This is a genomic window from Bradyrhizobium sp. SEMIA, from assembly GCF_014844175.1.
In the GTDB taxonomy this organism is placed as follows: domain Bacteria; phylum Pseudomonadota; class Alphaproteobacteria; order Rhizobiales; family Xanthobacteraceae; genus Bradyrhizobium; species Bradyrhizobium arachidis.
This window is the reverse complement of record NZ_CP046601.1, coordinates 6,460,635-6,485,755: the sequence shown is the minus strand read 5'-3', so window position 1 is coordinate 6,485,755 and position 25,121 is coordinate 6,460,635. Positions and strand designations below refer to the sequence as shown.

The following is a 25,121-nucleotide window of genomic DNA, read 5'->3' as shown; positions in this document are numbered from 1 at the left end:
CTCGTCCTCCGAGCAAGGAAGGCTAAATGAAGCCGAGTAGTTGGCATTACCGCGAAGGAAATTAGGCCTAAGGATCGTCAAGAGAACATCGAAGATTATCTGATTCGGGCGTCGAACACGCATTGATGCAGTACCCGTGAGTTCTCTCAGGCGTCTGCGGCTCTTTGCGTGGCGACCAACGTTGGCGGGATCCAGCTAATTGATCTAACTGATCCTGACCTGCCATTGAGTTTTCATCCAGCGGCGGGTTAGAGCCTCGGGCTTCTTCACGCCAAGTGGCGCGGTGAGGTGGGCGGCATAGGCCGCGGGGGTCAGGTATTTCAATGACGAGTGAGGCCGCTGGAGATTGTAGTCGGCAATCCAGTTAGCGATCTTGGCGCGGGCATCGTCGAGATCGAAGAACGGGGTCTCGTTGAGCAGTTCGTCGCGCATTCGACCGTTGAAGCTCTCGAAAAAGCCGTTCTGCATCGGCTATCCCGGTGCGATGAAGTGCCAGTCGATGGCTGCGTCCTTGCACCAGGCGAGCATGGCGTTGCAGGTGAACTCGTTGCTATGGTCGGAGACGATCATTCCTGGCTTGCCGCGCCGGTCGACGACCGCCGTCAGTTCGCGGGCCACGTGCCGCCCCGAGATCGATGTGTCCGGATGGCGCCCAGACATTCCTTGGTGACGTCGTCGACGATGTTGAGGATGCGGAAACGCCGACCGTTGGCGAACTGGTCATCGACGAAATTCAGCGACCAGCGTGCGTTGGGCCTCGCCTCGACCAGGATCGGGGCACGGGTCCCTACGGCCTTGCGGCGAGCCCGCCGCTTGCGACGGTGAGCCCTTCTTCCCGATAAAGCCGGTAGATCCGGTTGATCCCCGACGGCTCGCCCTCCCGTCGCAGCAGGACGAACAGCCGGCGGTAGCCGAAACGCCGCCGCTCGTTGGCGAGGTCGCGCAATCGGCCACGCAGAGCCGTGTCTGAAGGCGGCGGGAGCGGTAGCGGATCATCTTCCGATCAGCGCTGACGATCGAGCAGGCCCGCCGTTCCGACAGGCTCATGACGGCCTGCAGATGCGCGACCGCAGCGCGCTTGGCGGCGGGCCCTACCATTTTTTTGAAAGCAGCTCGCGAAGGGCGGTTGCGTCGAGCATCTGCTCGGCCAAAAGCTTCTTCAGCTTCGCGTTCTCCTCCTCCAGCGCCTTCAGCCGCTTGGCCTCGGAGACGTCCATGCCGCCGAATTTGGCCTTCCAATTGTAGATTGTCGCCTCGGAGATTCCATGCTTGCGAGCCAGGTCGGCTGTCTTTGCCCCAGCCTCATGCTCCTTCAACACCGCGATAATCTGCTCTTCCGTGAACCTTGCTCGCTTCATCTGTCCGTCCTTCTTCGGGCCGGACTCTAACTCCTTCTGGAGGAGATACTCAGTGGCAGGTCAGTCCCTCACCCGCAAGCGAGCGCTAAGGCCCGTCCAGCAGTGGCCGCCCTGGCAGGAGTTAGGGCGGCTCCGGCACATAATCTCGTCCATCGCTCACGCGCCCCGAGCGCGCATCACGGAATTGGACCCGCTCCGCGAGCTCTATGCGGGCCGGCGGCATATAACGGCCGCAGCAGAGGGGCCGGACACATGTCAGCCGCCGACCGCCCCTCCTTGCTCATTCGAAGGCTTTCTTCTTGCATCTTTGGGGACGTCCCCACGTCCATTAGGACAGTTCTTAACAATGCAAGGCGGCCGTCTCGGTATTCTTCAGGAAAGCTTGGCGCTTCCCCTGACGATGATACGATCACCCCATGATGAGAGCTCGAGGACGCCCCCGCCTTCCGATGCCTGCAGCGCTCTCAAGTCCGTCCTGCCCAAAACCTTGGCCCAATATGGATAGAGCTTACAATGCGCCGACACGCATACTTGGTCCTCATCGATCGCGATTCTGGGCAAGAAGACTCTTGATACGATGTCGAATTCACCGAGCACTCCGTTTGAATCGACTTGGGCCGTGACAACGATCCCGCGGCAATCGATCTGAGCTATGCTTTGAAAATTCGGGGCGTAATCAAGAACGACACGTTCGTTGTCGACGACAACAATGTAGTCGTCATATGCCTTCCGAATCTCCCTAACCGGGACACCGATGCATCGTTGCACAGCGTCATATTCCATCGGATCTGCGGGCTTCGTATGGATGACCGGAAGCGCGACGTGTATGACGTCGCCTTGCCGCCAAGCGTTAAGAAGCCCGCTGCGAGAATGATAGAAGATTCGATCAATTGGTCCGTAATCAGCACGGAAAAGCCAAAAAGTCGCCGCGAATGTTCCGTGTCCACAGAGATCCAGTTCGGCGTTTTGCGTGAACCAGCGAATTTCAAAATGGCCTGTCTCTTTCAACGGCCGAAGAAACACTGTTACAGGCTGCCGAAATCGTCGCGCGAGCTGCAAGCACTCGGCAGCCGTCGGATACCTGTGATAAAGCACCACTGCCGCCGGATTGCCGGCGAAGCGGCCGTCCGCAAACGCATAAACTACTGAGGGTGAATCGCCATCCGATCGCCCCGCAGCAAGCGTTTTCTCGCTTAAGCACGCTGGCAGAACGAAACCTTTTCTTTCAGCTGTCATATCTCAACTCTTCCGGTCTTGTGCAACACACGTCGCGTTCGTCGAAGCTGCCGGTCGGTGTTAACTCCGATATGCGCGCTGCGCCTCGGCTCTGGCTCTCTCATGTAAGAACCCATATGGTTCGGTCCGCATGACGGGAACGAGCTTGGACTCCATCTTTCTTGCGTTCACGAATCTCGCGTAGGTCCCAGCTATTACGAACTCTCGCAGCACATCTCTCATTTCGCGAACGTCCCGCTCCGTGTCGTGTGCGAGGAACGAGTGTTCGGGCCGGCCCTCAATATCGCGAATATAGATCGGCGCCGAAATATCCATCTCGCCTGCTCCGAAGTCGGCCGCCCCCCTCAAGCTTATGGTCTTGCTGTATGGCGTTTCTGCTAAGACTTCGCACCTATGCACATGAGTAAAACTTGATGTGCCTAGGCCAACTATCAAGCCATCTGAGCGACTTATCTCGCCAAATATTGAATCGTCGCCGAATGGACTGCATTTCCACCAGTCCGTCGCGCACAATTCTCCGGACCTCGGGCCGATCACGACCATCGAATAAGCGGGATGTTTAGTGCGCCCAGAGGGAAGCTCTCGCATCACGAGATCAGCCAGTACGCCTGTCTCGGACCTAGTTTTAGTCCAATGAAAGCACCGCGTCGCGCAGAAGCTCAACGTGAATGCTGGCAGAACGATCGTGGATGAAGCGGAGATTCTGGCTAGCGCCTCTAGAAGGGCGGATTCTACCTCGTTGGCCCTCACGTTCTTCAATGCCATAAGCGATGAATGCAGGACAATTATGTTGGGGGCCTGCGCTTCAATGTGTTCGACAATCTGCGCGAGCTCGTCACTAAACTTGGCAGCTTGTCCGCAGTTGCCGATGAGGCCCGCTTGAAAACTGCTATCATCGACAGGCTGAATTCGCGTTGCCCACTCCTCAAGCGACAAACTTTGCTCTCGATAAACGTCCTCCCGGAACATCAAGCCGCTTTCCGCCAACTTGAGCTGTATTTCTAGGAAATTCAACGAATCAATCTCATGCTCCCAAGCTGTCCTGCTGGGTATTGCCAATCTTCTCGTGACTGCACGTACCGCTTCCAGCAAATGATCCAACGGTGATCCGGTTGCATTTTCGAACTTGGGTGACGTGCGCTTCACATTCGCCCTGAGCGCCTGCTGCGCTGCCTTCTCGAGCGCGCGCTGATCGAGCTTTCCATTGGCAGTAAAGGGAAGCTCGAGCAGAGGTGCGACGAGCCGTGGAATACGATCCTTCGGCAATACATCAAATAGCCGCCGGTGAATTTCATCCACATCGGAACTCGCGGGAGTCACCATGCAGACAAGCACCTGGCTCTCGTCGTCTTCGTCTACAATCACCACAGCCGAATCCGTACATAAGCCCGTCTTGTCGACCGCGCTGGTAATTTCCCCTTTTTCCAATCGGGTTCCGCGATACTTGATCTGATCATCCCTTCTTCCGATGAATAGTAATCCATGCTCTTCCGACGCGACGACATAATCACCAGTGCGGTAGAGCACCTGTTCGCCGCTGGTGGTCATGGATCGAACGAAGCGCAGTTTCGATTGGACCTCGTCAGCCACATAGCGTTGGGACGTCTGCACGCCTCCTACCCAGAGCTCGCCCTCGACCCCTAGCCCAACGTTCATCTGGTTTTCGTCAAGAACATAAAAATCGAGATTGCACCCTGGTTTGCCAATGTACATCGGGATGTCTGCCTCACCACAAGGGCAATGGTGGTAACTAACGGCAACACAGCATTCGGTTGGTCCGTAGCTGTTTATTAGCACTACATTGGGGAGGATGGAGTAAAATCGTCGCCTAATTGGATTTGATAGGGATTCGCCATTGCAAACTACATATTTGAGATCTGTGAATCGTGCCGCCATGTGGGGGAGACGTTCGAGGCTTCCAAGGAAGCGCCGCAGCAGCGTTGGAGCCATCTGAATGACGTTCGTGCCGCTTTGAATTAGGAACTCAATTGTTTGAATGATTTGAACTTGCAGTTGGGTACTGGGCAAGACAATTGTTCCACCAGTTGCAAATGGCACGAAGAACTCTGGAATCGAGACATCGAATGCTGGCCGCGTAAGCTGAGAAATGCTGGCGTTCTCCGAGAACTCGATCATGTCGATATACCAGTCGACCAAGTTTAGGAGAGCTGCCTGCGAGACCGGTACCCCTTTCGGGACTCCCGTGCTTCCTGAGGTGTGCATGACGTAGGCGATGTTTGAGAGAACTGAGTTGTCGTCACCCTGGGCGGAGATGCGCTCGACACATACTGAACCGGCTGCGTCCAAACTAATAACGGCCTGGGCATTCGTGTTGCGGAGTATGTGGTCGAGCCGTTGGCGAGATTCCGCTGGATCCACAGGCACGAAGACAACGCCCAACATTTGGGAAGCTAAGACAGCCGTAACCAATGCAACTGATCGAGGAAGTCTGAAAATGACCGCGTCACCAGGACGGACGCCAACGTCCTCCAAGCTCTTCATGAGGCTAGACGCGGACGCCCCCAGCATCCGATAGCTTATGTCGCCATTCTCGCTCGTACGTACTGCGGTGTTCGAAGGAAAGTTTTCCAAAGTTTTCGCGATGACATCGGCTATCTTGTCGTGGCCAAAACGCAAGGGGCGCCGCCAGCCAGAAAGTGTCGGTATCAAGGTCTGTATCATAGGTGTATTCATCGGTTCTTCCTCGGCGGCGTAGCCAGTTTTCGTGTCCGCTTGTCTCTTTCTCTTTCCTGCTCTTACCTCTTGCCTTACGATACCTAGGTTGGTTCGGGGCGATAAGGGGCCGCAGATTGTTCCTGTCGCTGAAGGTCGGGAATGGTTTGGTCAACCAAGCGGCACGATCGATGGCGCGCTGAACTATGGTTTGAGGCCGGTACCAAGTGTGTTGCCGTCAACCAGGATAAGCGCTCATAGGCCGTTGACCTTCTGTTGCAGACCGGTGGGCGGATACTTCACCTTGTCCCAAGCAACGGGCGTGCCAATGGAAAGAGGTTGTTCGAGCACGAGGAGCAACCATGTGTTTCGCACCGCGCCAACCTCAGTTGCGCCTCGGATGGGCGGGTTCCGAACATAGACGTATTGAGCCGAACACACTTGAGCATGCTAACAACAAGGGCTTCGAAACGCGTTCGGCGGCTAGAGATCGTGAATGCGAGGGCCCACATGAGGTCGCTCGCCGTGCTGGTCTCTGCCGCCGCGGACAAACAGAGACCTGCTGTCACAGTGATTGTGCGGTAATGTACGGTTTGTCGCTTGCAGCGGTGGTCAGGATACTGCGAGTACAAGCGTCTTAGGCGCGGCCTCGAGGCGCTCGATGAGTTGCGGGACGCAGCACCAGCCGCTCCGGCCAGGAATTATGTGAAGAGGCGGACCTTGGGCTTCTTCAATGACACTTCGAAGCGCGCATGTGCCGGCGTCAGGGTCTGTGATATGCTTGCGGAATATGGTGGTGGGAGTTAGGCCGGAGGTGGAGTTGATGGCGTGGGCACGGCTCCGTCGATGATCTGTGGAGTGCAATGGTTCTCGAGCCCGATTGGCATCCAGGTGCTCGGCCAATTGCGGATCGCTCGCACCAGGCGCGCAAATCGATTCCACTCCATCGCTTCGCTAGTCGTAGAATCGTGTCTGCAAACCGTGCTGTGCCAACGTACCGTCACGATTGGCTAGCCGACATATCGTCAATTGCAACGCCGGATCGGGCCCGAAGCAGCGAGCACTGTTCTAGGCCATTTTTTGACGATTGCATCGGAGCGCAGCTGGTCGGTGTCGTGACCGTAGTCATACCCAGCGGTGATCATCTTCATACAGAAGCGAAGCAATCTGAGAGGCTGTGAACCATCTGGTCCGGTTAGCGCGGATTATCAAGCAGCGGGACAGGCCGTCGGCCACACGTTTTCCCACCGCGGCCAGAGTCTTAACAGCGCCGGCGTCGCCACGCGAGAGCCCGGCCGCCTCCAGCGCCGTCGTCGTCGCCTTTCTACAACTCGCGCTCAGCGGGACTGTCCGAGCGATCTCGGCCACGGGTGCGCTCACATTCACGATCTTTGGTAGCCGACCGTCGTGTCCGAAGTCTGTGTTATGCCATCTCTCCAGCTGCGTCCGGTTGAGGACGCCTATGTTCAGAAGCCGACGGGTAAGTATTCCGTTGGCGCGGGCGATCACATGGTTTGCCCTCATGCTCGGCCTATCGCTTCGATGGCACGCCCGTTGCTTGGGGCACCGTCAAGTATTCGTCCGCCGGTACACAACAGAAAGTCAGCAGCCCATGACAAGAAGAGTGCTCATCCTGCTTGAAGGCAACACACTTGGTACTGGTCTGCAATACGCCCAAGCCGCTCGGCGTCTTGGCCTCCATCCAATCACCTTATCTGCTGATCCAACTCAGTACGACTATCTTGCGGCGGACGGAATTGAGACAATCCGTATTGATACAACCAACCTCGATGCACTGATCGGCGAATGTTCCCGGCTGCGTGAAATCTATCGGATCGCTGGCATTACTAGCGCCAGAGAACCGGTCTATGCAACAGCCGGCAAGCTCTGTCGGCATTTCGGTCTGCCGGGACCGAATCCCGCGTCCATCGAACGATGCTGCGACAAATTCACCCAACGTCAGCTCCTTGCCGAGGCGGGCGTTCCTATACCGGCTTATCGTTTAGCATTGGATGCGACGGAGGTAGAACGCTCTGCCGCGGAGATCGGCCTGCCGGTGATTCTTAAGCCAGGCGTAGGCAACGGTAGCTACGGCGTCCGACTGTGCCGCGACGTCGATGAGTTGGCCGAACATACGGCATATCTGTTGGGCGGAAAGCACATATGGCGGTCTTCACCGAGGATCCTTGTCGAAGAATTCGCACGAGGCACCTACTATTGCGCCGAAATAATGGGAGATGAGGTCATTGGAATTACCGCCGGCAACTTCGGTCCCTTACCGCATTTCCTCTTTCGCGAGCTTGCCTTCCCAGCCTCGCTGAGTGATGACGATAATAGACGTATCGCCGATGTTTCGCTCAGCTGTCTGCGAGCTCTCGGACTTGGCTGGGGGCCAACGGCCATTGAATTCCGTTGGACTAAGCGTGGCCCAGTCGTCATTGAAGTCAATCCGCGTCTGGCGGGTGGGATTGGTCCTCGGATGGTTCAACTGGCCTACGGTATCGATCTCATCACCGAGCACATTAAGCTTGTCATTGGCGACGAATGGGATCTGCGCAGAAGGCATTCGCACGCTACAGCCTCGCGGATCTTTCATCCCGATCGCGATGGCACCCTCGATTGGATCGATGGAGCGAGTCGGGCGGCTGCCGTACTCGGCGTGGCCGAGGTCAAATTCTACGTTAAACCTAAAGCGCAGATCGTTATGAAAGGCGATTACCGAGACCGCATAGGCCATGTTATCGCCGTTTCACCCAACCTTGCTCAGAGCGAGGCGGTAGTTCGGCACGCCATCGATTTAATCGATTGGTCGATCAAGCCATTTCCGAGCCTCGGCGAACAGGAGCAATCTGCGGCACCTCACTTCCCGGAACCAGCCCAGGTGTCGCAAGGCAAGAGGTGATCGTCGCCGATCGGTGGTGCAATTGGGGGAACGAAAGTGATGCAGTTCGACGATGCTGCTTCTCTACTTCTGAGCGCCTCCTAAGATGGTAGCACGACCATTGCTGTCTCGAACGAAATCGTCTTCCGGGCACTTATGCATCATCTCACCTTGGCTATGAGAGAGGCGCGGATAGTAAGACCCATTTTCTCACTAGGAAGTACGACTCGGAGATTCGATATGCTCAAGCATTTCGACAGTAGGAGATCGTGACGTTCATGAAAGGGGAGACTAGATAATTACTACTGCCGACGCAACGGACTGGATGTTGAATTGCAAAGGAAAGATTGGAGAGGCATGTCTTCGTTTCTATTAAAGCAAGACTCAGCAAGAGCGAGCGCTGTCCAACTGCTTTCGGCTCGTCGGCTGATCGTGAAGATTGGCTCCGCACTCACCGCCGATGCGGACACTGGGGAGATACGTGGGGCTTGGCTCGAAATGTTGGTAGAGGATGTGGTTCGCTTCTTCGCGCGCGGGCAGCAAGTGATCATCGTCACCTCTGGCGCTGTCGCGGTTGGATCACATCGCTTCGGTCGGTTAGATAGGTGTTTGCAAATGGGGGAGAGGCACGCGGCAGCCGCGATTGGGCAGGTTCAACTCATGCGCGCATATGAACAGAGTTTCAAGCGCCGTGGCTTTGGGGTGGGGCAATTGTTATTAACCGGCGAAGATATCGAAAATCAGCAGCGCCATGCTGATGCGAGATCAACCTTTCAACAACTTCTGAAAGTTGGTGCGGTACCGATTGTCAATGAGAATGACGCGACCGCAACGGCCGAGAACTGTTTTGGCGATAATGACCGGCTGGCGGCACGGCTCGCCCAGATCGTGAACGCCGACGTTCTCATCCTGCTTTCCAATATAGATGGCCTCTTTACGGAAGACCCGCACGACAACGCATTTGCCCGCCTAGTGACAGAGGTGCGATGCATTACCCCCGAAATAGAGGCCATGGCCGGTGATCGCGCCCCTCACCATAGCTCGGGCGGTATGGTGACAAAGTTGATAGCCGCAAGGATAGCCATGGACGCCGGCTGTGAAATGGTCATTGCGAATGGAAACAAATCTTACCCGCTCGCCGCCATCGAGAACGGTGGGCCATCAACATGGTTTGTTCCATTCGCCAAAAACGAGCGCAGCCCGGACGCAGGTACAACAGTTTGCCGCAAACCGGAGGGTCGTCCACCTTAGTTGGCTATGGAAGGTAAGAGAGATCTCCTCCGGGCCGGCAGATATTCACCGAGTGCTGTTGACGTCCGACGGTCTCGCTGCAAGGGCAGGTTAGAGCTCAGTTCGATCAACAAGAGAAAGTCTGCATCTCGCCCCCATGACGAGTACACCCGGCAGCCGCTGCTTCCGTAGGAGGGGTAGCTACATGATCGGCTCATGAAGAAGTATAAAGCAAGAAGCTGACGCGGCGCGCTGGAGAACGACGCCATGACAGGCGCGGCAGGCCAATTTGCGTCGTTGAGTGACGATTACGCGATACTGCGCTGGTAACCACGTCCAGGCTCTGGCTCTCATCGCTGCTAATCTCAGAAAGGACGCTTTCGCCGGACGGCAACAGATTTCAGCGGGCATCAGGGGGGTCGACGATGCGTGGCACATGCTCCGGCAGCTTGCCGCGAATGGTCCTGCGCTCGGCAGTTCCTCTCGCATGTTCCGGGATCGGCGCGATCCACGGCTGCTTCGAGAATCGCGCACGTGCTTTCAGCTGCGGAATCCGAGGCGCGTGCACGCGTGTCCAATCCATGCCGGCCGGGAGCGCGGACGCCTGCGCGGCGTTCATCCGCACGACGCCGGCAACAATGAGACGCCATTTGAAGCCGCTGTCATCGAGCCGCTTCCAATACATCAGAAGGCTGCTGCCATCCGGACGAGAATCTTCACCCGATCGGCGCGCTTCGCACGGAAGACCACCGCCACGCCGTTATCGGGGCACGACCCAGCGTCGCTAGGCCATCCGCACCCATTCCGAAATCCACAGCTTGGGTCGCAACGCAACCATGAGGCTCGCGGGTGGAGTCAGCATGAACGTGCCCGTCGGAACGCAAAAACATATCACTCAACGCTATCAGGCGTCGCGCACCTCCACCCGTGCACCCAGGAACTCGACCGTAACAGTGGTCGCTGCGGGTGATCCGGAGGGCGCCAGAGCCACCAGTAGCGACAATTACGACACCAAAGGCACGAACGATAATTATCCGTCGAAGCCGGCAGCACCGATTGACCTAAACGCGCCCGGCGCGGCCAGTGATGCAGCTGCTGTGGCCGGCAGCCATGGCAGCGTGCGAATCTGTTACAACCACGCCTGGCTCGAGGCTTTCCACAACAATCTGTGTCTTCAAATCATCCGGCTCGTGCTTTCGACTTACGCCACCATACAGTTCGATACGCGACGACATCGGTCGTCTTATGTCGCCCGAACGGTCGTCGATTGTGAGCACCGAAGATGACGCTTCTAGCGACGATCCCGAATCAGTGCACAAACAATCTGAAGGGCCTCGGCGGGACGCTTACAATCTACCGGCTGCTGAAGGGACCTCATCAAGTACTTGACGACTTCTCTCGCTACATTGCAGCAGTCCGTATCATCCCCCCAGAAAGATCGAGCGCTGGTCAAACGTTGAAGAACCGCTTCTGCTCGACAATTACTACCTGTCTGCGATCTCGAATGGCGATACCGGCCTTTCGAATAGTACTATCACGTCCGATATCATGAGAGCATCAACAAGCCGGCGCCGGCTGATGTCTACTTCGCTCGGGCCGAGGCAATCATCGAAGAACGCAAACGCATTATGATCAGTCTCAAATTATCTGACGACGGATAGGCCGGCTCGTCGACGAAAAGTAGCACCTGAAACGGTTCCGACCATGCGCCGCTCTTCATTCCGTTGGTGTCGGTGCATCGCCCCGCTGGGATGTGCATGGAAGCGGCAACGCGGAACGGCAGCATCGGGATTGATGATGCGGTGGTTCGCGCAGCGGCGGGGGAATCCGGCCTGGCTGCGCGATGTGCTGCGGGCCGTGAGCGCGCCGACATGATCGCGGCTTCGGGGGCGAAGATCATAGTCGCGACGCGGCCCGTCGACTTTCGTAAAGGTGCCGATGGTCTCGCGGCGCTGGCGCGCGAAAAACTCAACCATAATCCGTTTGCGAGAACGATTTTTGTCTTTCGTTCGAAGCGGGCGGACCGTTTGAAGATTTTTGCCTGGGGCGGGTCCGGACTCGTGCTGCTGTGGAAGCGGCTGGAGCATAGCGCGTTCCGCTAGCCGAAGGTCCCCGATGGCCTGATGCGTTTGTCGGCCTCACAGCTCGCCGCCCTAATAAACGGCCTGGATTGGTCGCGCCTGCATGCCCGCGACATTGGTCAGCCGAGCGGAACGTCGTGAACCCTGTGACCAACTGAATCATGTCGGCTGCAGTCTTAGATAAGGCCCCGCGAACCAGCTTGAGTACCGGGCGTGAGGGGGACCCAACTTCCGACCGATAGGCGCTGCAGGCGCTAGTTGCGGCGGTACGCGCGGAGCGCGACGCGCAATCGCAAGGTGTGACGCTGCGATCGCCGAACGCGTCAGGTGCTGTCACAAATGGATCTCCTTCAGCATTTCTTGCGTCCGCTGCAACGCGCGCAGTGCGATCGCCGCTCGGAGAAGCTCCATCCTGAGCAGTTGCAGCCGGCGATCGAGGACATCGAGCAGGCATTGCCGGCGATGAAGCGGCTCAGGACAGGAAGAACACGGCAGGCGCACGCCAGCGTGCTGAATGGCGCCGCGCCAGCCGTGGTGCGCTTCCAGCCCATCTGCCGCATATGGACGTCACAAGTGCCGCGGACGCTACGAACGGTCCCCGCTGCCGCGCTCCTCTGCATGTGATCGGTGAGGAGACCTCACTGCGGCTCGACGTCATTCCGGCACAGTTCCGCGTGATCGTCACCCATCCTCACAAATAGAGCTGTCCGGCCTGCACGGATGGCGTGGCTCAGGCGCCGCCCCAGAGCGGCTGATCAAGGGCGGCTTGGCCAAGGTGATGGTCGCCGATGCTCAGGTCGCCAAATATGCCTGGCACCTACCGCTGTATCGGCAGGCTCAGATCCTGCTTGCGCAGGGTATCGACATCAAGCGCTCGGTTTGGCGTTCTGGTGGGCTATGCGGGCGCAGGGCTTCGTCTGCTCTGGCTCGGGCTGCGTGAGATTATTTTGACCGCGAACAAGATTGCGGTGGACGAGACACAGTGCCTGTGCTCGATCCGGCCGCGGCCGCACCAAGAAGGGCCTCTTTTGGGCGATGCGCGCGATGATCGGCCGTGGAGCGGGGCTGATCGGGGGCAGCGGCCGACACTTATGCGCCTGGTCATGGCGCCGTTCACTCGCTCAAGCTGCTCTACTTGTCGCGGCGTCGTGCAATGCGACGTTACACCGTCTACAAGACCATTGCCGACACCGCGCGTGACGCGGCGATCGCGCTCACCTTCTGCTGAGCTCATCTGCGGCGGCGCTTGTCCGGGACGGTCCCGATCGCGAACGAAGCGCGCGAGCGTACCGCTCTCCATGCGATTGAGAAGACGACCAGGGCCGCAGCGTCAATGACCGTCGTGCCATCCGCCAGTAGTACAGGAAGCCGGTGGTGCTGCCGCTCAAGTCCCGACAGAAACTCATCCGCGTCTCGGGCAAAGCGACAATCGCCGAGCACATCCGTTACGCCTTGAATCACCGGGGTTGGCTGATGCCAGTTTGAACTGTCTCAGCTGTCGCGAGTGATGGTTCTGCTGGTCTCCTGATCACGGCTGCTGAAGAATGCGGCCCGCTATCTGTTGTTCTCTGTCGCCACCGGCCGCTTAAAACTTCCAAACGCCGCTTTCTCACATCAATAGGGTCTCACCAAAGTAGGTAGTCGCGAGCCGTTGCTAATGCTGTATCATTCTAGTTGCCGTGGTGCCTATGAAGTAGCTCATCACGATAGGATATGTGCAGTAATGAAAACCGTAACTCAGCCGTTTCGATTATCTCGCTTGCCCCAATTACATAGCGACGCGGCCGCCCAAAGAGGTATCAAGCTTTTTATAGGATTCGACTTTTACGAGTATGTTTCAATCGCAAGAGGCATTCCAACAAAAGGACGGACCACTCCGAACTTCCGACCAGATCGCTCGCCGATTAAATCAGGCGAGGGCTACTGGATTATAGGGGTCAGTCCGAATAAGGAGGCCGCCCTCTCATATGCTGCTCGATTGTATGATCTTTCAGAGACCAACTTTGCGGCACACCTCGAGTCTTTGAAGGCATTTTACGCTGATCCGAGTATACATGCGCATCCTAATGACCATTGTACTTGCACAGCACCAAGCGCAAAAAAGATGACCGGCAAAGTAGCCTACGGCGGGGATCTTTGGGTCCGCAGAGACTTTAGAGGAGGGGGGATTGCCCAAATCACAACACGGATAGCACAAGGCGTTTCGTTGGCGCTGTGGGCTCCTGACTTTCTATGTGCGCTTGCAGCTCGCTGGCGAGTGGATAGGGGAAGCGTTTCGCAATACCGCCATCATGAGCCAGGCGGAGCGATATTGCGGCTGATCGAGGAGGATATAAAGGGGGACGAATGGCTCATTTGGTTGACGGGGGACGAATTGAGGGACGAGCTCGACGGACGAGTCGCGGCACGGTCTGCTGAAAAGATTAGCTCTTGAGGGGCCATCTTCCATGCTATGTCCTGCCATGATGGTGCGTCACAAATCGCGGTGTTTTTTTGTTTCATGTTTGATGGTCGGGCGGAAGTATCTAGTTGCGGCCTGCATCTTCGGAATGCGGAACTTAGGCTGCAGCGGACCATGAAGAAAGAAACAACGAGGTGGCACACTCGACGCCGCTGCGCGGAACCGCCGCCGCATTGATGATCCCCCAGAACACGCGCAGAAAGCAGACATGAGCTCTTTTGCTTTTTCGGGAGGCGGGTAACATGACTCAGAACAGCGGCGCCTTGGGCATATTGCAGCTGGAGAGTACTCCACAGAGCCTACCCGGATCAATCAGCAATCCTGCCACCTTTTCCTTCCCAACCATTTGCCGCCGCGTCCCGGGCGCTTCGGTGGAGAATGTCGTTTTTGGTGCGGGCGACGACCAAATGAAAGCCGCATTTGTAAACACGGCAAAAAGCTTATTGCGCGACGGCGCAGTTGCGATCACAAGCAATTGTGGCTTTACAATCAAGTATCAGACGGCAGTGGCCAAGGTGCTATCGGTGCCAGTTTCCATGTCCTCCCTGCTACTTCTGCCGTATCTCCTTGCGACTATCAAGGGACACGTCGGAATCGTGACGTTCGACTCGAATCGACTGACGTGGGATTTGCTAAAGCTCGCCGGCGTCGGGTCGCGTGCTCGCATAGCAGTAGCTGGCATCGAGAATTCCGAGACATGGAGGGTAATGTCGAAGCCTGAAAACAACACCACGGTTTCACAGATGATCAAAGATCTGCTGGCCGCTATTTCAGTTATGCGCAAGCGACATCACGACGTGGAAGCGATCTTATTTGAATGCGCAGGATTTACAGCAGTGGCGCGGGAGGTGCGCGAGCTCACGAGGCTCCCGGTGTATGATGCCGTAACGAACGCGAAACTATTGATGAGCGGAATTTCCTAAAGCGATAGGCCGATTACCAGCAATTCGCTGCAATGCGGCCCACGCAAGAATGTCGAAGCGCAGCATTTCCGATTGAAATGAACGTCACGCAAAGCGGGTGAGGATGGTTCGCCATCGGCAGGGCTATCGGATATAGCCGAGCGCGGCCCTGAGAAATGCATTGTCCCAGCCGGCGCGCTTGATTTTGGGGCGCAGGGAAGGCCCGGTCTGGGTGCGTTCGTAGGATGCATTAGCGCAGAATGGCGAGATTCTCGGGAGCATGGTCACTGCCGTCCTCCTCAAAATGGACGTCGAGCACCCAATGGAGCTGGTTCTCGATGCCCCAATGGCCGCGGGATGTGGAGCAGCCGCTTGGGAGGAACGGATTTACCAGGAGATAGTGATGCACGACGGATGCATCGGTGCGCTGACACCGCAGCCGTCTGCACAAGGTAATGCGCGCCACGACAGCGGCACTTGGAAAGCCATATGGGCCAGGCAGATTCGTTTTGCGCATGATTGTGACAGGTCGCACTTCGCGCCGATCATGGCTGGAATGGTCGATCTGCTCGGCGCCCCCTTCATTTGCCGTCAATCGCGGATTACGAGCATCCTGGGGTCGGCCGTGGTCGCCAGCACATAGTCGCCGCTGCGCACTGACATACCGCAAGCGCAAACGCGGGTACAATGAAGCGCATCGGCGGTACGATCTCCAACGACCCGAGGGCTAGCAGTTTGATGCGCTTGCGGCCTCGTCGCGGCCAGATGCTTTCTTGAGCTGGGTCCACGCGGGCATCCACCGCAAAGACGTTGCCGCAAGCGCGATGAACAGCATTTAACAGATCCTGCCTAACCAGTCCGCGCGGGTCCGGCAACTGCCGAAGGCTTCCTGAACTTCTGCTTCCGCTCCTCGACGATTGTAAGCGCTGTTCAGCGGACACTTACCGGAATGTTCTGCGAGTCTGCGATTCGGTTCGACCGTTAGGCTTAAAATGAACACAGTGCATATTGCTATCACGGAACCTGTGCGGCGGCTTGAGGTCTTCACCGGAGCCGGTCGTCGGCGGAGGTGGAGCGACGAGAACAAGGCGCGGATCGTCGCGGAGATCGTGTCGAGTGGCGATCGGTGTGTTCGGTGCCGCGGCGGCATGGCCTGTCGCCGCAGCAGCTGTTTGGCTGGCGGCGGCAATTGCGAGAAGCCGCGGGCGGTCATTTCGAGGCGGACGAAGGACAGTTTGTGCCGGCGGTGGTGGACGCCGTGGTGCCGACGCCAGCTCTTGGCCGTGAACGCAAAGAAGTGCTGTGCAAGGCCCGGCCGGATACCGGGATCATCGAGATTGAAGTTGCCGGCATCAGTCGTGGTGCGTACCCAACGACGATTGCGTCGATTGTCCAAGCGCTGAAGGCGAGCGGTGATCGGGCCGTCGGGTGCGGTCTGGTGATGGTAGCGAGCAAACCAGTAGACTTCCGCAAGGGCATGGACGGTCTCGCGACTCTGATGCACGAGAGCATGGGAGCTAACCCGTTCTCGGGAGCTGTCTATATGTTCCAGCCCAAGCGGGCGGATCGGATCAAGCTGGTGTTCTGGGATGGAACAGGCTTGTGCCTGTTCGCCAAGAGGCTGGAGGATGGGATCTTCCGCTGGCCGAAGATCGAGGACGGTGTGATGCGCCTGTCGTCCGCGCGATTGTCCGCGCTGCTGGAACGACTCGACTGGCGCCTTGTGCACGAAGCACGGGAAACGCCACGCTGAAGGTGATGCTGCTCGCTGAACGGCGCGAGCGCGCACGGCTGCGTATGCAGCGACACCGGTTTGGCCGGCGGCGGAGACGGTGCCTGAAGACCAGATGCTGCTGGGCTTGAAAGACTTCGAACAGGTGACAGCGTACAGCGAAACGGCGCAGGACGTCAGCGCACCTGAAGACCCTGAGGCACCGGCTCGTAAGCGCCGCGGCAACCGTGGCGCCTTGCCGACGCACCTGCCGCGGACGAGATCATTGTCGACATCGATTACAAGACCTGTTCCTGCGGCCAAGGCGAGTTACACCGGATCGGCGAGGACAGGAGCCAGCGACTGGGCCTGGACCGTGCGCAGTTCCGGATCCTCGTGATCAGGCGTCCCAAATACGCCTGCCGAGCTTGCGAGGACGGCGTCATGCAGGCGCCGCGGCCAGGCTGATCGCGACGGATTGCCGAGCGAGGCCGTGCTCGCCCTCAGCCTGCTCTCCAAGTATGCCGATCACCTGCCGTTCTACCGGCAGGCGCAGATTTACGCCCGCCAAGGCATTGAGCTCGAACGTTCGACGTTGGCGGATTGGGTCGGGCAGGCCGCCTTCCACCTACGTCCGTTGCATGAGCGCCTCTGGCAAGCTCAGGCAACGGTTAAAACTGTTCGCCGACGAGACGACGATGCCGGTGCTCTATCCGGCCGCGGGCGTACCAAGACCGGTCAGCTGTGGGCCTATGCGGCGGTTGACCGGACATGGTACGGTGCCGATCCGGCAAGCGCCGCCTATGTCTATGCCCCCGATCGCAGGCTTCAAGGGGATCCTGCAGGTCGATGCCTACACCGGCTATAGCAAACTGGCCGGGCGTGACGACGTTCAGCTCGCATTCTGCTGGTCGCACCTGCGGCGTAACTTTTACGAACTTGCCGCCTATGGCCCCGCGCCCATTGTAAGCGAGGCGCTCAAGCATATCACCGAGTTCTATGCCATTGAGTCCGTGGCCGCAGCGCGGAGGAGCGCCATCTCGTTCGGCAAAAGAAAAGCCACCCGCTGGCCGAAGGCTTCGGGCGATGGCTCCGCGCAAAGCTCGCGCTGATTAGCCAAAAGGGAAAGTTGGCCGACGCCATCCGTTATGCGCTCTCCCGCTGGGAAGGCCTGACGCGCTTCATCGATGATGGCAGTATCGAGCTCGACGACAACGCCGTCGAGTGCTCGATCCATCCGATCACGCTCAACCGGAAAAACGCGCTGTTCGTGAGGCTCCGATGACGGCGCCGAGCATTCGGCCACCATCGCCTCCCTGATCGAAACCTGTAAGCTGAATGACGTGATCCGCTTGCCTATCGGGCCGACGCCCTCGCAAGGATCGTCAACGGCCACTAAACAGCGGTATAGATCAGCTGCCTCCTTGGGCCTACCGCGCGCCCTCAAAGCCGTGGCCTGAGAACGACGTTTACCAACGATTCGGGGGGCGTCTTCAGAATCCATCTTGCGTTCCGATCCAGTAAAGCTGGCGGAAATTCCAGCCCCGTCGGGGTGAGTTTTATGCAGTTCCTGCTGCGAGTAGGACCGATTCACGAGCTTCCGCCGGCGGCGCGTTGTGCATCGACTCCAAACGTCGAGGTACGCGCCGCACACCTCGTGGTGCGGCCCCGAAGTCGTACTCGGGACCAGTTTGATCGATTGATCCGCGCCTGGCATCGGCTGGGAAGGTGATGGCCTTCGGCTGCACGGTGGTATCGACCGTGCTGCTTTAGGTCTTGGTTGCGTGACGTGCAGGCACGTGCGCCACCCGCAAGATCTTGGCCAGCAGCACCAGTTCGGCCGAGCCGCTCGCGCCAATGGCTCAGCTCCGAGCGTTCGCGCGGAACGGCGCACTGAACTCTTCGCGGGGGAACTGTAAATGCGGATCGTGCGCGCAGCGCTCGCACACCAGCGCTACAGTGGAGGATGTCGACCCTCGCGAACGCTTCGACGAAACCGCCCTCTGGCAGCGTGCAGTGTACCGCAAACTCTCGTTGGCCATGCTTCGCCGCATCAATTCCGCTACTAAGCGGAGCTTGTTCAGTGAGACCGCGCCGGAAGCTCCCGCCGACGTTTCCCGAACAGGGCCGCGCGATGCGGGCTAAATGTCGTTCATCATCCCACCTTACCGCCCGCGGCTGGGGCTCCCCTTCGTTTACGATCCCCGCCCCTAGGTAGCGACGATGGCCGCCCTCATCGGACAGCCTGCAAATGTGCTCAAGCAACAGCTGGCCGACCGTTCTCGCAATGGAGCGGCGCGATCTCGCCGTCGATCCAGTCCCAATCGACTTTGCAGGCGAGCTGAACCAGCCCGTGCATCTTATTGATAATCTGGTCCAGTCTGCCCCGAAAAATCGCCCGATCCCAAGTCCTGTGCTTCTTCGGTTGCGTCGCCACCTTCGATGCGGCGACTCAGCCTCTTGTGATCCTGAGATCCTAACCGCAATTCCACGCGTTGGCGCAACGCAAAAGGTGCGCTTCGGTCAACTATCAACGTTAGTAATTGATTCAGATGACGGAAGCATGTCATCTTTTCCTTGAAGAAGCCTCGCGATGAATCCACCGGCTCCCGCGTACAAAATTACTCCTCTTTCTGGTCTTTGCCAGCCGTGAGCTTCCTCTAGATGCAAGCGCGCAAGATTGATGCTCTTCTGGCCGATCTCAGCGGGCCCTATATCCGTTCTGCGATATGCGTTCACTCGGAGAGCGGGAAGCTCAGGCAAGGAGTTCCATTGTGGAGGAGATCATCAGCTGAACGGGCGCGCGACGATAGTCTAATTTAAACGGAGGTACGGCATGCGGGATGAAATGAAGCTCGGACTGTTTCTCGTTCAAGCGGGATATAACCAAGGTGCTTGGTGCGATCCGAGTGTGCCTGCGAATGGCGGAGTTGACATCGAGCATTATGCTCATCTTGCTGCGATTGCCGAAGGCGCAGCATTTCACTTCGTCTTTTGCCCCGACAGCCCCAGCGTGTCAGAACGTGACAATGCGACCATCGCTCGTGCTGGCCGAAATGACGGGTTCGAGCCAATCACGCTGCTCTCGGCGCTTTCGTCGAGAACTCAACAAATCGGTCTTGTCGCGACCGCGACGACGACGTACCACCAGCCCTATCATCTTGCACGCATGCTCGCCTCACTTGACTACTTGTCGGGAGGACGTGCGGCCTGGAACATTGTCACGTCGGCAGGTAAGTTCGAAGCGGCAAACTTCGGCGAAGATGAACTTCCAGGCTATGATGCGCGCTATGCTCGAGCGAAGGAATTCGTGGACGTGGCCAAGGGGCTTTGGGATACCTGGGAAGATGACGCGTTCATTCGCGATAAGCAGAGCGGCGTTTTTGCTGATACCAATAAGTTGCACGTGCTTAACCACCGCGGGAACTACTTGTCAGTCAGAGGCCCACTGAATGTGGCAAGGCCGCCGCAAGGGGATCCTGTGTTGGTTCAGGCCGGCGCATCCGACGCCGGAATTCGGTTCGCCGCAGAAGTCGGCGAGGTCGTGTTCACGGCCGAACCGTCTTTAGAAAACGGCGTACGATACTACGCAAATCTGAAAGAGAAAGCTCGCGCCCTTGGGCGTCAGGACGATCAGGTGGTAATCATGCCGGGCATTGTCCCGATCGTTGGAAGGACCAAGCAAGAGGCGTCTGAGAAGCTTCAGAGACTACAATCGTATACGCCCATTGACGTTCTAGTTAGCAGGGCCGATCAATGGCTTGGATTTGTTACGGATCTGCGGTCGGTGGATCTCGACGCATTGGTCCCTGAGGCATTACCGCAGACGAATTTCTTCCAGAGTCGTCAAAAGGTGCTCCTCAACCTGGCCGCTCGCCACAAGTTCACCTGGCGAGAACTGATTCGCCGGATAGCGGACAGCGGAGGGCATCTTTTGGTTGTTGGGACACCGGACGAAATCGCCGACACCATGGTGGATACGTTTGATCAACGTGCGGCTGATGGCTTCAACATACTGCCGGCGACTCTCCCCGGTGGTCTCAAAGATTTTGTTGAGCTCGTTGTTCCCGAATTGCGCAGACGCGGCAAATTCAGATCTGGATATTCTGGACAAACACTGAGAGAGAACCTTGGGCTCAAGCGGCCGCTGAATCAGTTCGCGCAGCCCGGAATAAGAAGCCTTCCGCAAGAGTATACGTAGAACGCATGCGTGGAATTTGACCTTCTGGCTTTTGGAGTGCAAGCGTTCGAGGTTGCAGCCTCAAAGGCATTCAACTCAATTGTTACCATTGAATGAAGCCGCTGAGAATGTCGTCACGGTTGCTCCTCTGCGAGGATGGAGCAGCCTTCAGAGGAGACGATCGGGCGGTAAGCGGCCCAAGCACGATCAAACACATAACGGAATGCGTTTTGACGGCGGGCGCGCAACGATCTATTTCCACGCACGTTGGAGTTAGGCGCCCATGCGATGCGAATCCTTGCGCGCAGGTCTTGTCCAATCTTCAGTTCGCTCTGGCTGCTGGAGTCCCCAGTCGGGCGGGCCAGCGTCCGGGTCCGACCTTGGCCTGCCGCAGTGAGGAGAACAGGTCTCGATCAAAGGTTTTGCGAGGGCTTTGCGCCGGGCGCGATGTGATGCCAGGAGACACCACTCCGATCCCCGATGTCAGAATGGCATTGCTGTTTCGGTGCTATTTTCGCTGACCGTCCTTGGTCTGCCGTCCTCGCACCACCCGCTGAGAGCGAGTGTCATCGGCCATTACCGGCAGGCATTCACGGGTGCAGTCGTCAACAACGGTCTGGTTATGGAAGCAGCCCGTCTGTAAGCTGATCCGACACGGCCAGCAAGGGGAGACGGACCTCGCCTCATCTGGAGTCTCACGCTGTCGCGGAAGCGGCGAATTTGTGGGCAGTGTGCGCTCCTCCTCTGGCGGCGATTTCGTTAGACTCTTGAGGATGGCAAAGGCCTCGCCAACCATAAGAGAAACGATGCGGCGACTCGAGGTTTGTCGGATTCGCGACAGTGTTTCAGCCTGGTTCGCAGAGTCGAACCCACTAAGAAGTGATCGGAAAAGGTTGGCCTGCGCAATCAGCGAACTGGCACGAGTTTTGATGCTTTCCTTGGCGCGGCAGGAGCTGCCGGCTGGCATCTTCGCCCGGGTTAGCGTCATCGGCTGCAGGGAGTAGGGTGCCAACCTCGCTCAAATCGCATGCGATCGAAAGGTGGGCATCGCCGCGTTCACGACCTGCCGACGGTGTGCGCGAGCGATTGTCGAGCTCAAGAGAAGATGTCGAAAACTGATTCCAGTCGCTCTCTTGTAGCGGCGCGAGCTGGCCTAATAGAATCCAAAAGGTTGTGTGCGGGGGTTCTCCTATTTATTTGAGCGTCAGCACCGCGGTCGGCTCCGTCTGTTGGAAGAGTTGCAGGAGATGCCTTATGAACATGGATATTCATCGCAACGGACCGCCGTATGCCAGGCCCGCCGCGGGTCAAGTGTTGCGCGATCTTGGCGTTGAACCGATCATTAACTGCACGGGCGTGCGTGCCTCCTACGGCGGATGCAATCCAACGCGATCTGTACTCGCCGCAATGGAAGCTTCGGGTCGAGGGTTTGTCGTTATGAACGAACTGGCGGAAGCGGTGGGCCGGAAATTGGCCACGCTCACCGGTGCCGAATGGGGGCTCGTGACCGCTGGAAGTGCGGCAGCAGTAAGCCAAGCTGTTGCTGCTTGCGTTGCAGGCAACGATCCGGAAAAGATGCTGAAGCTACCTTCGCGTGGCGAGAAGATCGTGGTTGTCGCTGCTGATCAACGGATGGCTTACGAGCACGCAATTCGAGCAGTCGGCTGTATAGTGCTTCCTATCGGTCGAGCCTCAGAGTTGGACCAGCTTCCAATCGAGAACATTGCGGGAATATGCGTCGTTGCCTCAGATATTCCGAAGTCGGTCGTTCCCTTCGAGGAAATCGCTCTGCGCTCCAAACAATTGGGAATCCCGCTGATTGTGGACGCGGCCGGAGCAGCCCCAAGATTTCCGAGCGTTTGGCTTCGAAACGGGGCCGATCTGCTGATTCATTCGGGCGGCAAGTACATCCGCGGACCGCAATCTACCGGCTTCTTACTTGGCTCGGAACGACTATGTAGAGCAGCGTACCTGAATGGACCTCCTGGCCAATCGTTTGGTCGGTCAATGAAGGTTGGTAAAGACGAGATCATCGGTGCTTACGTCGCGTTAGAGCAATGGCTAAGGGGAGGGGCCGCTCGTGCGATGGAAAGGTGGCGCGAGTGTATTTCGATAATGAAGCGCGAATTTTTGAGTGTGCCTGGCCTGGCTGTCGAAGAGATGGAGCCAGACTCTGCATTCTGCAATCCACGAATTGCCGTTTCCTGGCAGGCTAAAATGTTCCCAGTAAACGCCGACGTGATCGCCAGGAGGTTAGCCACCGGGCGTCCGCGCATTGTGCTGCACGACTGTTGGCAGCGCCAGCAGCGGATCGTAGTCGATCCGACCAATCTGACTAAAGTCGAAGCTGAGATCGTCGGCCGCTCAATCGTTCATGCCATTTCAGAGCCGCCTTTAGCGCCAGCGGCGCCTCAAGAGGCTGGTTTCGAGGAGCTAGCGGGAGCATGGCAGGTCTTTATCGACTTTCTTCACGGTAGCGCGGTCCATGCGTTCATGCTGCTACAGGATCGTCAGAATATTGCGGGCACGCACATCGGCGCTGAGGTCTCGGGTAACTGCCGAGGCAACATAGTTGGGTCGAAATTGAAGCTGTTTTCCCAATTGTCGGGCGATCCCTTGGCCTTGGACTACGAGTTCGAAGGAACGCTTCACGATGGCATTTTGACAGGGGTTGTTTTCTTGGGTGCGTCCGCAGCCAAGTACAGCGGCCTCACCTTTAGGCGGCAATTCGGACGTGCGAGTTGGCGCGCCACGCGTACCCGAACAAATCACAGCGATGGCGTAAGATGTGCAAGTCGTGGCTAAACGGTCCTCTAAAAAAGGAGTCCGAGCAAACTGGAGATAATCAGGAGGTATCATCTTCCGAGGACAAGTTCAGCCCAGTCTATGCTCGCATACTGTTGATAAGCGTCGCTAAGCTGATTGAAGCGTATTTTGCCGCCTCGAAATACAAGGGCAGGCCGGCCGCTTCATATGTGTGTAGTGCAGACTAGGGTTGATCGACACCTACGGGGAAAGTGTGTGGTCGAGACACCACGACTGACACGACCAAACAGCGGTCAAAAGTCGTCTTGCGCCGTAGTCGTGTCATTCACCATCGCTGGAATACTGATCGGCTCTGAGTCGGAGGCAACCAGAGCCTATCGCGCGTGATCTGTAGTAGTTGGGGCACTCGACGGATATGGGACTCGAACCGAGAAGATCGCCGCCCATCCGGGAGAATGAAAGGCTGGTCCTTGTCGCGCTGGGAGGTGCAGGAATTATCAGCTACGGCACACTTTATTATTGCGTGGCGGCCATTGCAAAAGAGGCGTCCCGTGAACTCGTAGTCACAGAGGGCTGGATAATTGGTTGTTTCTCCTTTGCCTTGCTTGCCAGTGCGCTGCTATCGCTGGTTGCCGGTCGCCTGATGGACCGATACGGCGCAGGCAAGACAATGAAAGTCGCTTCTTTCGTTGGAGCTGCTAGCCTCGGAATTGCAGCAACTTCTTGGAATGCGGTCGTTTTTGCAATTGCCCTGTTCGGTATGCAACTTGCGTCGGCATTCCTCTTCTATGAGGCTGCGTTCGTGTTTTTGGTACAGCTAGATGCGGTTCATGCGAAACGGCAAATGGCTACCTTGACATTGATCGTCGGTTTCTCGTCAACGCTGTTTTGGCCGTTGACCTCGTTGTTGCTCACGTCCATAAGCTGGAGACAGGTCTGCTGGATCTACGGAGGTTGCAATGTTCTTCTCGCCCTCCCTCTAATCCAATTGGCTCTTGGCAGGTCCTCCGTAAGACTTGGAAATCAGAACACGGTCGGCGGCCTGCAAGGCCAATCGTCTTCCAAGCTGATTGAGCTCGTGCTCATGGCGGTAGGTTTCTCGCTAACGACATTTGTGTTTTCAGCATTACTTACCCGGATGATACCCATCCTCTCGTCGATCGGCTTGGATCGGCAGGAGACAGCCTTGGTTTCCACGCTCTTCGGCCCGTCACAGCTCGCAGTACGGCTATTTGCAGGGTCGCTTAGCGAGAGGATATCGCCTATTCAACTCACCATTCTGTCAGGCGTTATGCTCTCGTTGGCGACTGTCTCCATCGTGCTGGCGTCTCACTCTCTCGTCGGAATTATATTTTTCATTGCCTTCGTTGGGTTTAGCTCTGGTCTAAACAGCATCTGTCGTGGAAGCTTGCCGCTCTCTGTCTTCGGACCTGATGGGTATGGAGCACGAGTCGGGCTTATCACTGCTGTCCGATTGTCGACGGCGTCGTTTGCGCCATTCTTCTTTAATTTCATCAAAAGCAACTATGGCGTCAGGCTTGCCTTAGCTTCTTTAGCCGTCTGCGCAATAGCAAGCACGGTTTCATTCGCATTTGTGAGTGCCCGATCAAAGTGCGAACCAGGCCGTTGAGGAAGTCCGCTG

At 57.4% G+C, this 25,121-nt stretch carries 13 protein-coding genes and 7 pseudogenes; 13 read left to right on the top strand and 7 right to left on the bottom strand.

The features are described 5' to 3' along the window. Nucleotides 1-204: 204 nt before the first annotated feature. From FOM02_RS31290 to FOM02_RS31280, 3 genes and pseudogenes are all read right to left on the bottom strand, one after another. Nucleotides 205-1,358, bottom strand: a pseudogene (locus FOM02_RS31290) (IS3 family transposase). A gap of 372 nt (nt 1,359-1,730) precedes the next feature. Then, nucleotides 1,731-2,594, bottom strand: a complete 864-nt coding sequence (locus tag FOM02_RS31285; RefSeq protein ID WP_265440514.1) for a PhzF family phenazine biosynthesis protein — start codon at nt 2,592-2,594, stop codon at nt 1,731-1,733. Between the two features lie 60 nt (nt 2,595-2,654). Continuing rightward, a complete protein-coding gene (locus FOM02_RS31280) occupies nt 2,655-5,288 on the bottom strand; it encodes an AMP-binding protein (RefSeq protein ID WP_265440513.1) in 2,634 nt (877 codons plus the stop codon). Nucleotides 5,289-6,879: 1,591 nt separating this feature from the next. Between FOM02_RS31280 and FOM02_RS31275 the strand changes: the two genes are divergently transcribed. Together FOM02_RS31275 and proB are read left to right on the top strand one after the other, a co-directional pair. Then, nucleotides 6,880-8,169 (top strand): ATP-grasp domain-containing protein, encoded by a 1,290-nt coding sequence (locus tag FOM02_RS31275; RefSeq protein ID WP_265440512.1) that lies wholly within the window; start codon nt 6,880-6,882, stop codon nt 8,167-8,169. Between the two features lie 336 nt (nt 8,170-8,505). Further along, on the top strand, nt 8,506-9,399 hold the full coding sequence (proB, locus tag FOM02_RS31270; RefSeq protein ID WP_265440511.1) for a glutamate 5-kinase: 894 nt from the start codon (nt 8,506-8,508) through the stop codon (nt 9,397-9,399). 222 nt (nt 9,400-9,621) lie between these two features. Here the strand turns inward: proB and FOM02_RS31265 are convergent. Next, nucleotides 9,622-9,920 (bottom strand): annotated as a pseudogene (locus tag FOM02_RS31265) (IS66 family transposase zinc-finger binding domain-containing protein); the annotation flags it as partial. A gap of 318 nt (nt 9,921-10,238) precedes the next feature. On the opposite strand from FOM02_RS31265, the gene FOM02_RS31260 reads away from it, so the two are divergent. The 4 genes and pseudogenes from FOM02_RS31260 (at nt 10,239) to FOM02_RS31245 (ending at nt 14,843) form a co-directional block, all read left to right on the top strand. After that, nucleotides 10,239-10,664 carry a hypothetical protein gene (locus FOM02_RS31260; protein ID WP_265440510.1) on the top strand — a complete coding sequence of 142 codons (426 nt, stop codon included), beginning with the start codon at nt 10,239-10,241 and terminating at the stop codon, nt 10,662-10,664. Nucleotides 10,665-11,135: 471 nt separating this feature from the next. Continuing rightward, entirely contained in the window at nt 11,136-11,480 is a 345-nt protein-coding gene (gene tnpB / locus FOM02_RS31255; RefSeq protein WP_265440509.1) for an IS66 family insertion sequence element accessory protein TnpB, read from the top strand. A gap of 224 nt (nt 11,481-11,704) precedes the next feature. Next, nucleotides 11,705-12,935 (top strand): annotated as a pseudogene (tnpC, locus tag FOM02_RS31250) (IS66 family transposase); the annotation flags it as partial. A gap of 1,227 nt (nt 12,936-14,162) precedes the next feature. Beyond that, the gene (locus tag FOM02_RS31245; protein WP_265440508.1) at nt 14,163-14,843 is read left to right on the top strand and encodes a hypothetical protein; all 681 of its coding nucleotides are present in this window, start codon (nt 14,163-14,165) and stop codon (nt 14,841-14,843) included. Between the two features lie 232 nt (nt 14,844-15,075). Here FOM02_RS31245 and FOM02_RS47280 read toward each other — a convergent pair. Continuing rightward, nucleotides 15,076-15,246, bottom strand: a pseudogene (locus FOM02_RS47280) (ISAs1 family transposase); the annotation flags it as partial. 711 nt (nt 15,247-15,957) lie between these two features. On the opposite strand from FOM02_RS47280, the gene tnpB (FOM02_RS31235) reads away from it, so the two are divergent. From tnpB (FOM02_RS31235) to tnpC (FOM02_RS31215), 4 genes and pseudogenes are all read left to right on the top strand, one after another. Continuing rightward, nucleotides 15,958-16,575 carry an IS66 family insertion sequence element accessory protein TnpB gene (tnpB, locus tag FOM02_RS31235; RefSeq protein WP_265440507.1) on the top strand — a complete coding sequence of 206 codons (618 nt, stop codon included), beginning with the start codon at nt 15,958-15,960 and terminating at the stop codon, nt 16,573-16,575. 94 nt (nt 16,576-16,669) lie between these two features. Beyond that, entirely contained in the window at nt 16,670-16,933 is a 264-nt protein-coding gene (locus FOM02_RS31230) for a hypothetical protein (protein WP_265442225.1), read from the top strand. Further along, complete coding sequence (locus FOM02_RS31225; RefSeq protein ID WP_322596998.1) at nt 16,873-17,001, top strand: IS66 family transposase zinc-finger binding domain-containing protein; 129 nt, start codon at nt 16,873-16,875, stop codon at nt 16,999-17,001. Before FOM02_RS31230 ends, FOM02_RS31225 begins: the two co-directional genes overlap by 61 nt. A 25-nt stretch (nt 17,002-17,026) precedes the next feature. Then, a pseudogene (gene tnpC, locus FOM02_RS31215) lies at nt 17,027-17,818 on the top strand (IS66 family transposase). 424 nt (nt 17,819-18,242) lie between these two features. Here the strand turns inward: tnpC (FOM02_RS31215) and FOM02_RS31210 are convergent. Continuing rightward, nucleotides 18,243-18,482: pseudogene (locus FOM02_RS31210) on the bottom strand (IS5/IS1182 family transposase); the annotation flags it as partial. A 314-nt stretch (nt 18,483-18,796) separates the two neighbouring features. Continuing rightward, nucleotides 18,797-18,970: pseudogene (locus FOM02_RS31205) on the bottom strand (IS5/IS1182 family transposase); the annotation flags it as partial. A 399-nt stretch (nt 18,971-19,369) separates the two neighbouring features. Between FOM02_RS31205 and FOM02_RS31200 the strand changes: the two are divergent. The 3 genes from FOM02_RS31200 to FOM02_RS31190 all read left to right on the top strand — a co-directional run bounded on the left by FOM02_RS31200 (nt 19,370) and on the right by FOM02_RS31190 (nt 25,109). Then, nucleotides 19,370-20,734, top strand: coding sequence for an LLM class flavin-dependent oxidoreductase (locus FOM02_RS31200; RefSeq protein ID WP_265440506.1), 1,365 nt, complete (start codon nt 19,370-19,372; stop codon nt 20,732-20,734). 1,233 nt (nt 20,735-21,967) lie between these two features. Next, entirely contained in the window at nt 21,968-23,518 is a 1,551-nt protein-coding gene (locus FOM02_RS31195; RefSeq protein ID WP_265440505.1) for a hypothetical protein, read from the top strand. Between the two features lie 376 nt (nt 23,519-23,894). Beyond that, nucleotides 23,895-25,109 (top strand): MFS transporter, encoded by a 1,215-nt coding sequence (locus tag FOM02_RS31190; protein WP_265440504.1) that lies wholly within the window; start codon nt 23,895-23,897, stop codon nt 25,107-25,109. Nucleotides 25,110-25,121: the final 12 nt, after the last annotated feature.

What these genes read in the sequence shown, in the direction of transcription:
- proB (WP_265440511.1), top strand. Translation starts at nt 8,506, where the DNA reads ATGTCTTCGTTTCTATTAAAGCAAGACTCAGCAAGAGCGAGCGCTGTC.
- FOM02_RS31230 (WP_265442225.1), top strand. Translation starts at nt 16,670, where the DNA reads ATGCTGCTGGGCTTGAAAGACTTCGAACAGGTGACAGCGTACAGCGAA.
- FOM02_RS31275 (WP_265440512.1), top strand. Translation starts at nt 6,880, where the DNA reads ATGACAAGAAGAGTGCTCATCCTGCTTGAAGGCAACACACTTGGTACT.
- FOM02_RS31260 (WP_265440510.1), top strand. Translation starts at nt 10,239, where the DNA reads ATGAACGTGCCCGTCGGAACGCAAAAACATATCACTCAACGCTATCAG.
- FOM02_RS31190 (WP_265440504.1), top strand. Translation starts at nt 23,895, where the DNA reads ATGGGACTCGAACCGAGAAGATCGCCGCCCATCCGGGAGAATGAAAGG.
- FOM02_RS31285 (WP_265440514.1), bottom strand. Translation starts at nt 2,594, where the DNA reads ATGACAGCTGAAAGAAAAGGTTTCGTTCTGCCAGCGTGCTTAAGCGAG.
- tnpB (WP_265440509.1), top strand. Translation starts at nt 11,136, where the DNA reads ATGGAAGCGGCAACGCGGAACGGCAGCATCGGGATTGATGATGCGGTG.
- FOM02_RS31200 (WP_265440506.1), top strand. Translation starts at nt 19,370, where the DNA reads ATGCGGGATGAAATGAAGCTCGGACTGTTTCTCGTTCAAGCGGGATAT.
- FOM02_RS31245 (WP_265440508.1), top strand. Translation starts at nt 14,163, where the DNA reads ATGACTCAGAACAGCGGCGCCTTGGGCATATTGCAGCTGGAGAGTACT.
- FOM02_RS31280 (WP_265440513.1), bottom strand. Translation starts at nt 5,288, where the DNA reads ATGAATACACCTATGATACAGACCTTGATACCGACACTTTCTGGCTGG.
- FOM02_RS31195 (WP_265440505.1), top strand. Translation starts at nt 21,968, where the DNA reads ATGAACATGGATATTCATCGCAACGGACCGCCGTATGCCAGGCCCGCC.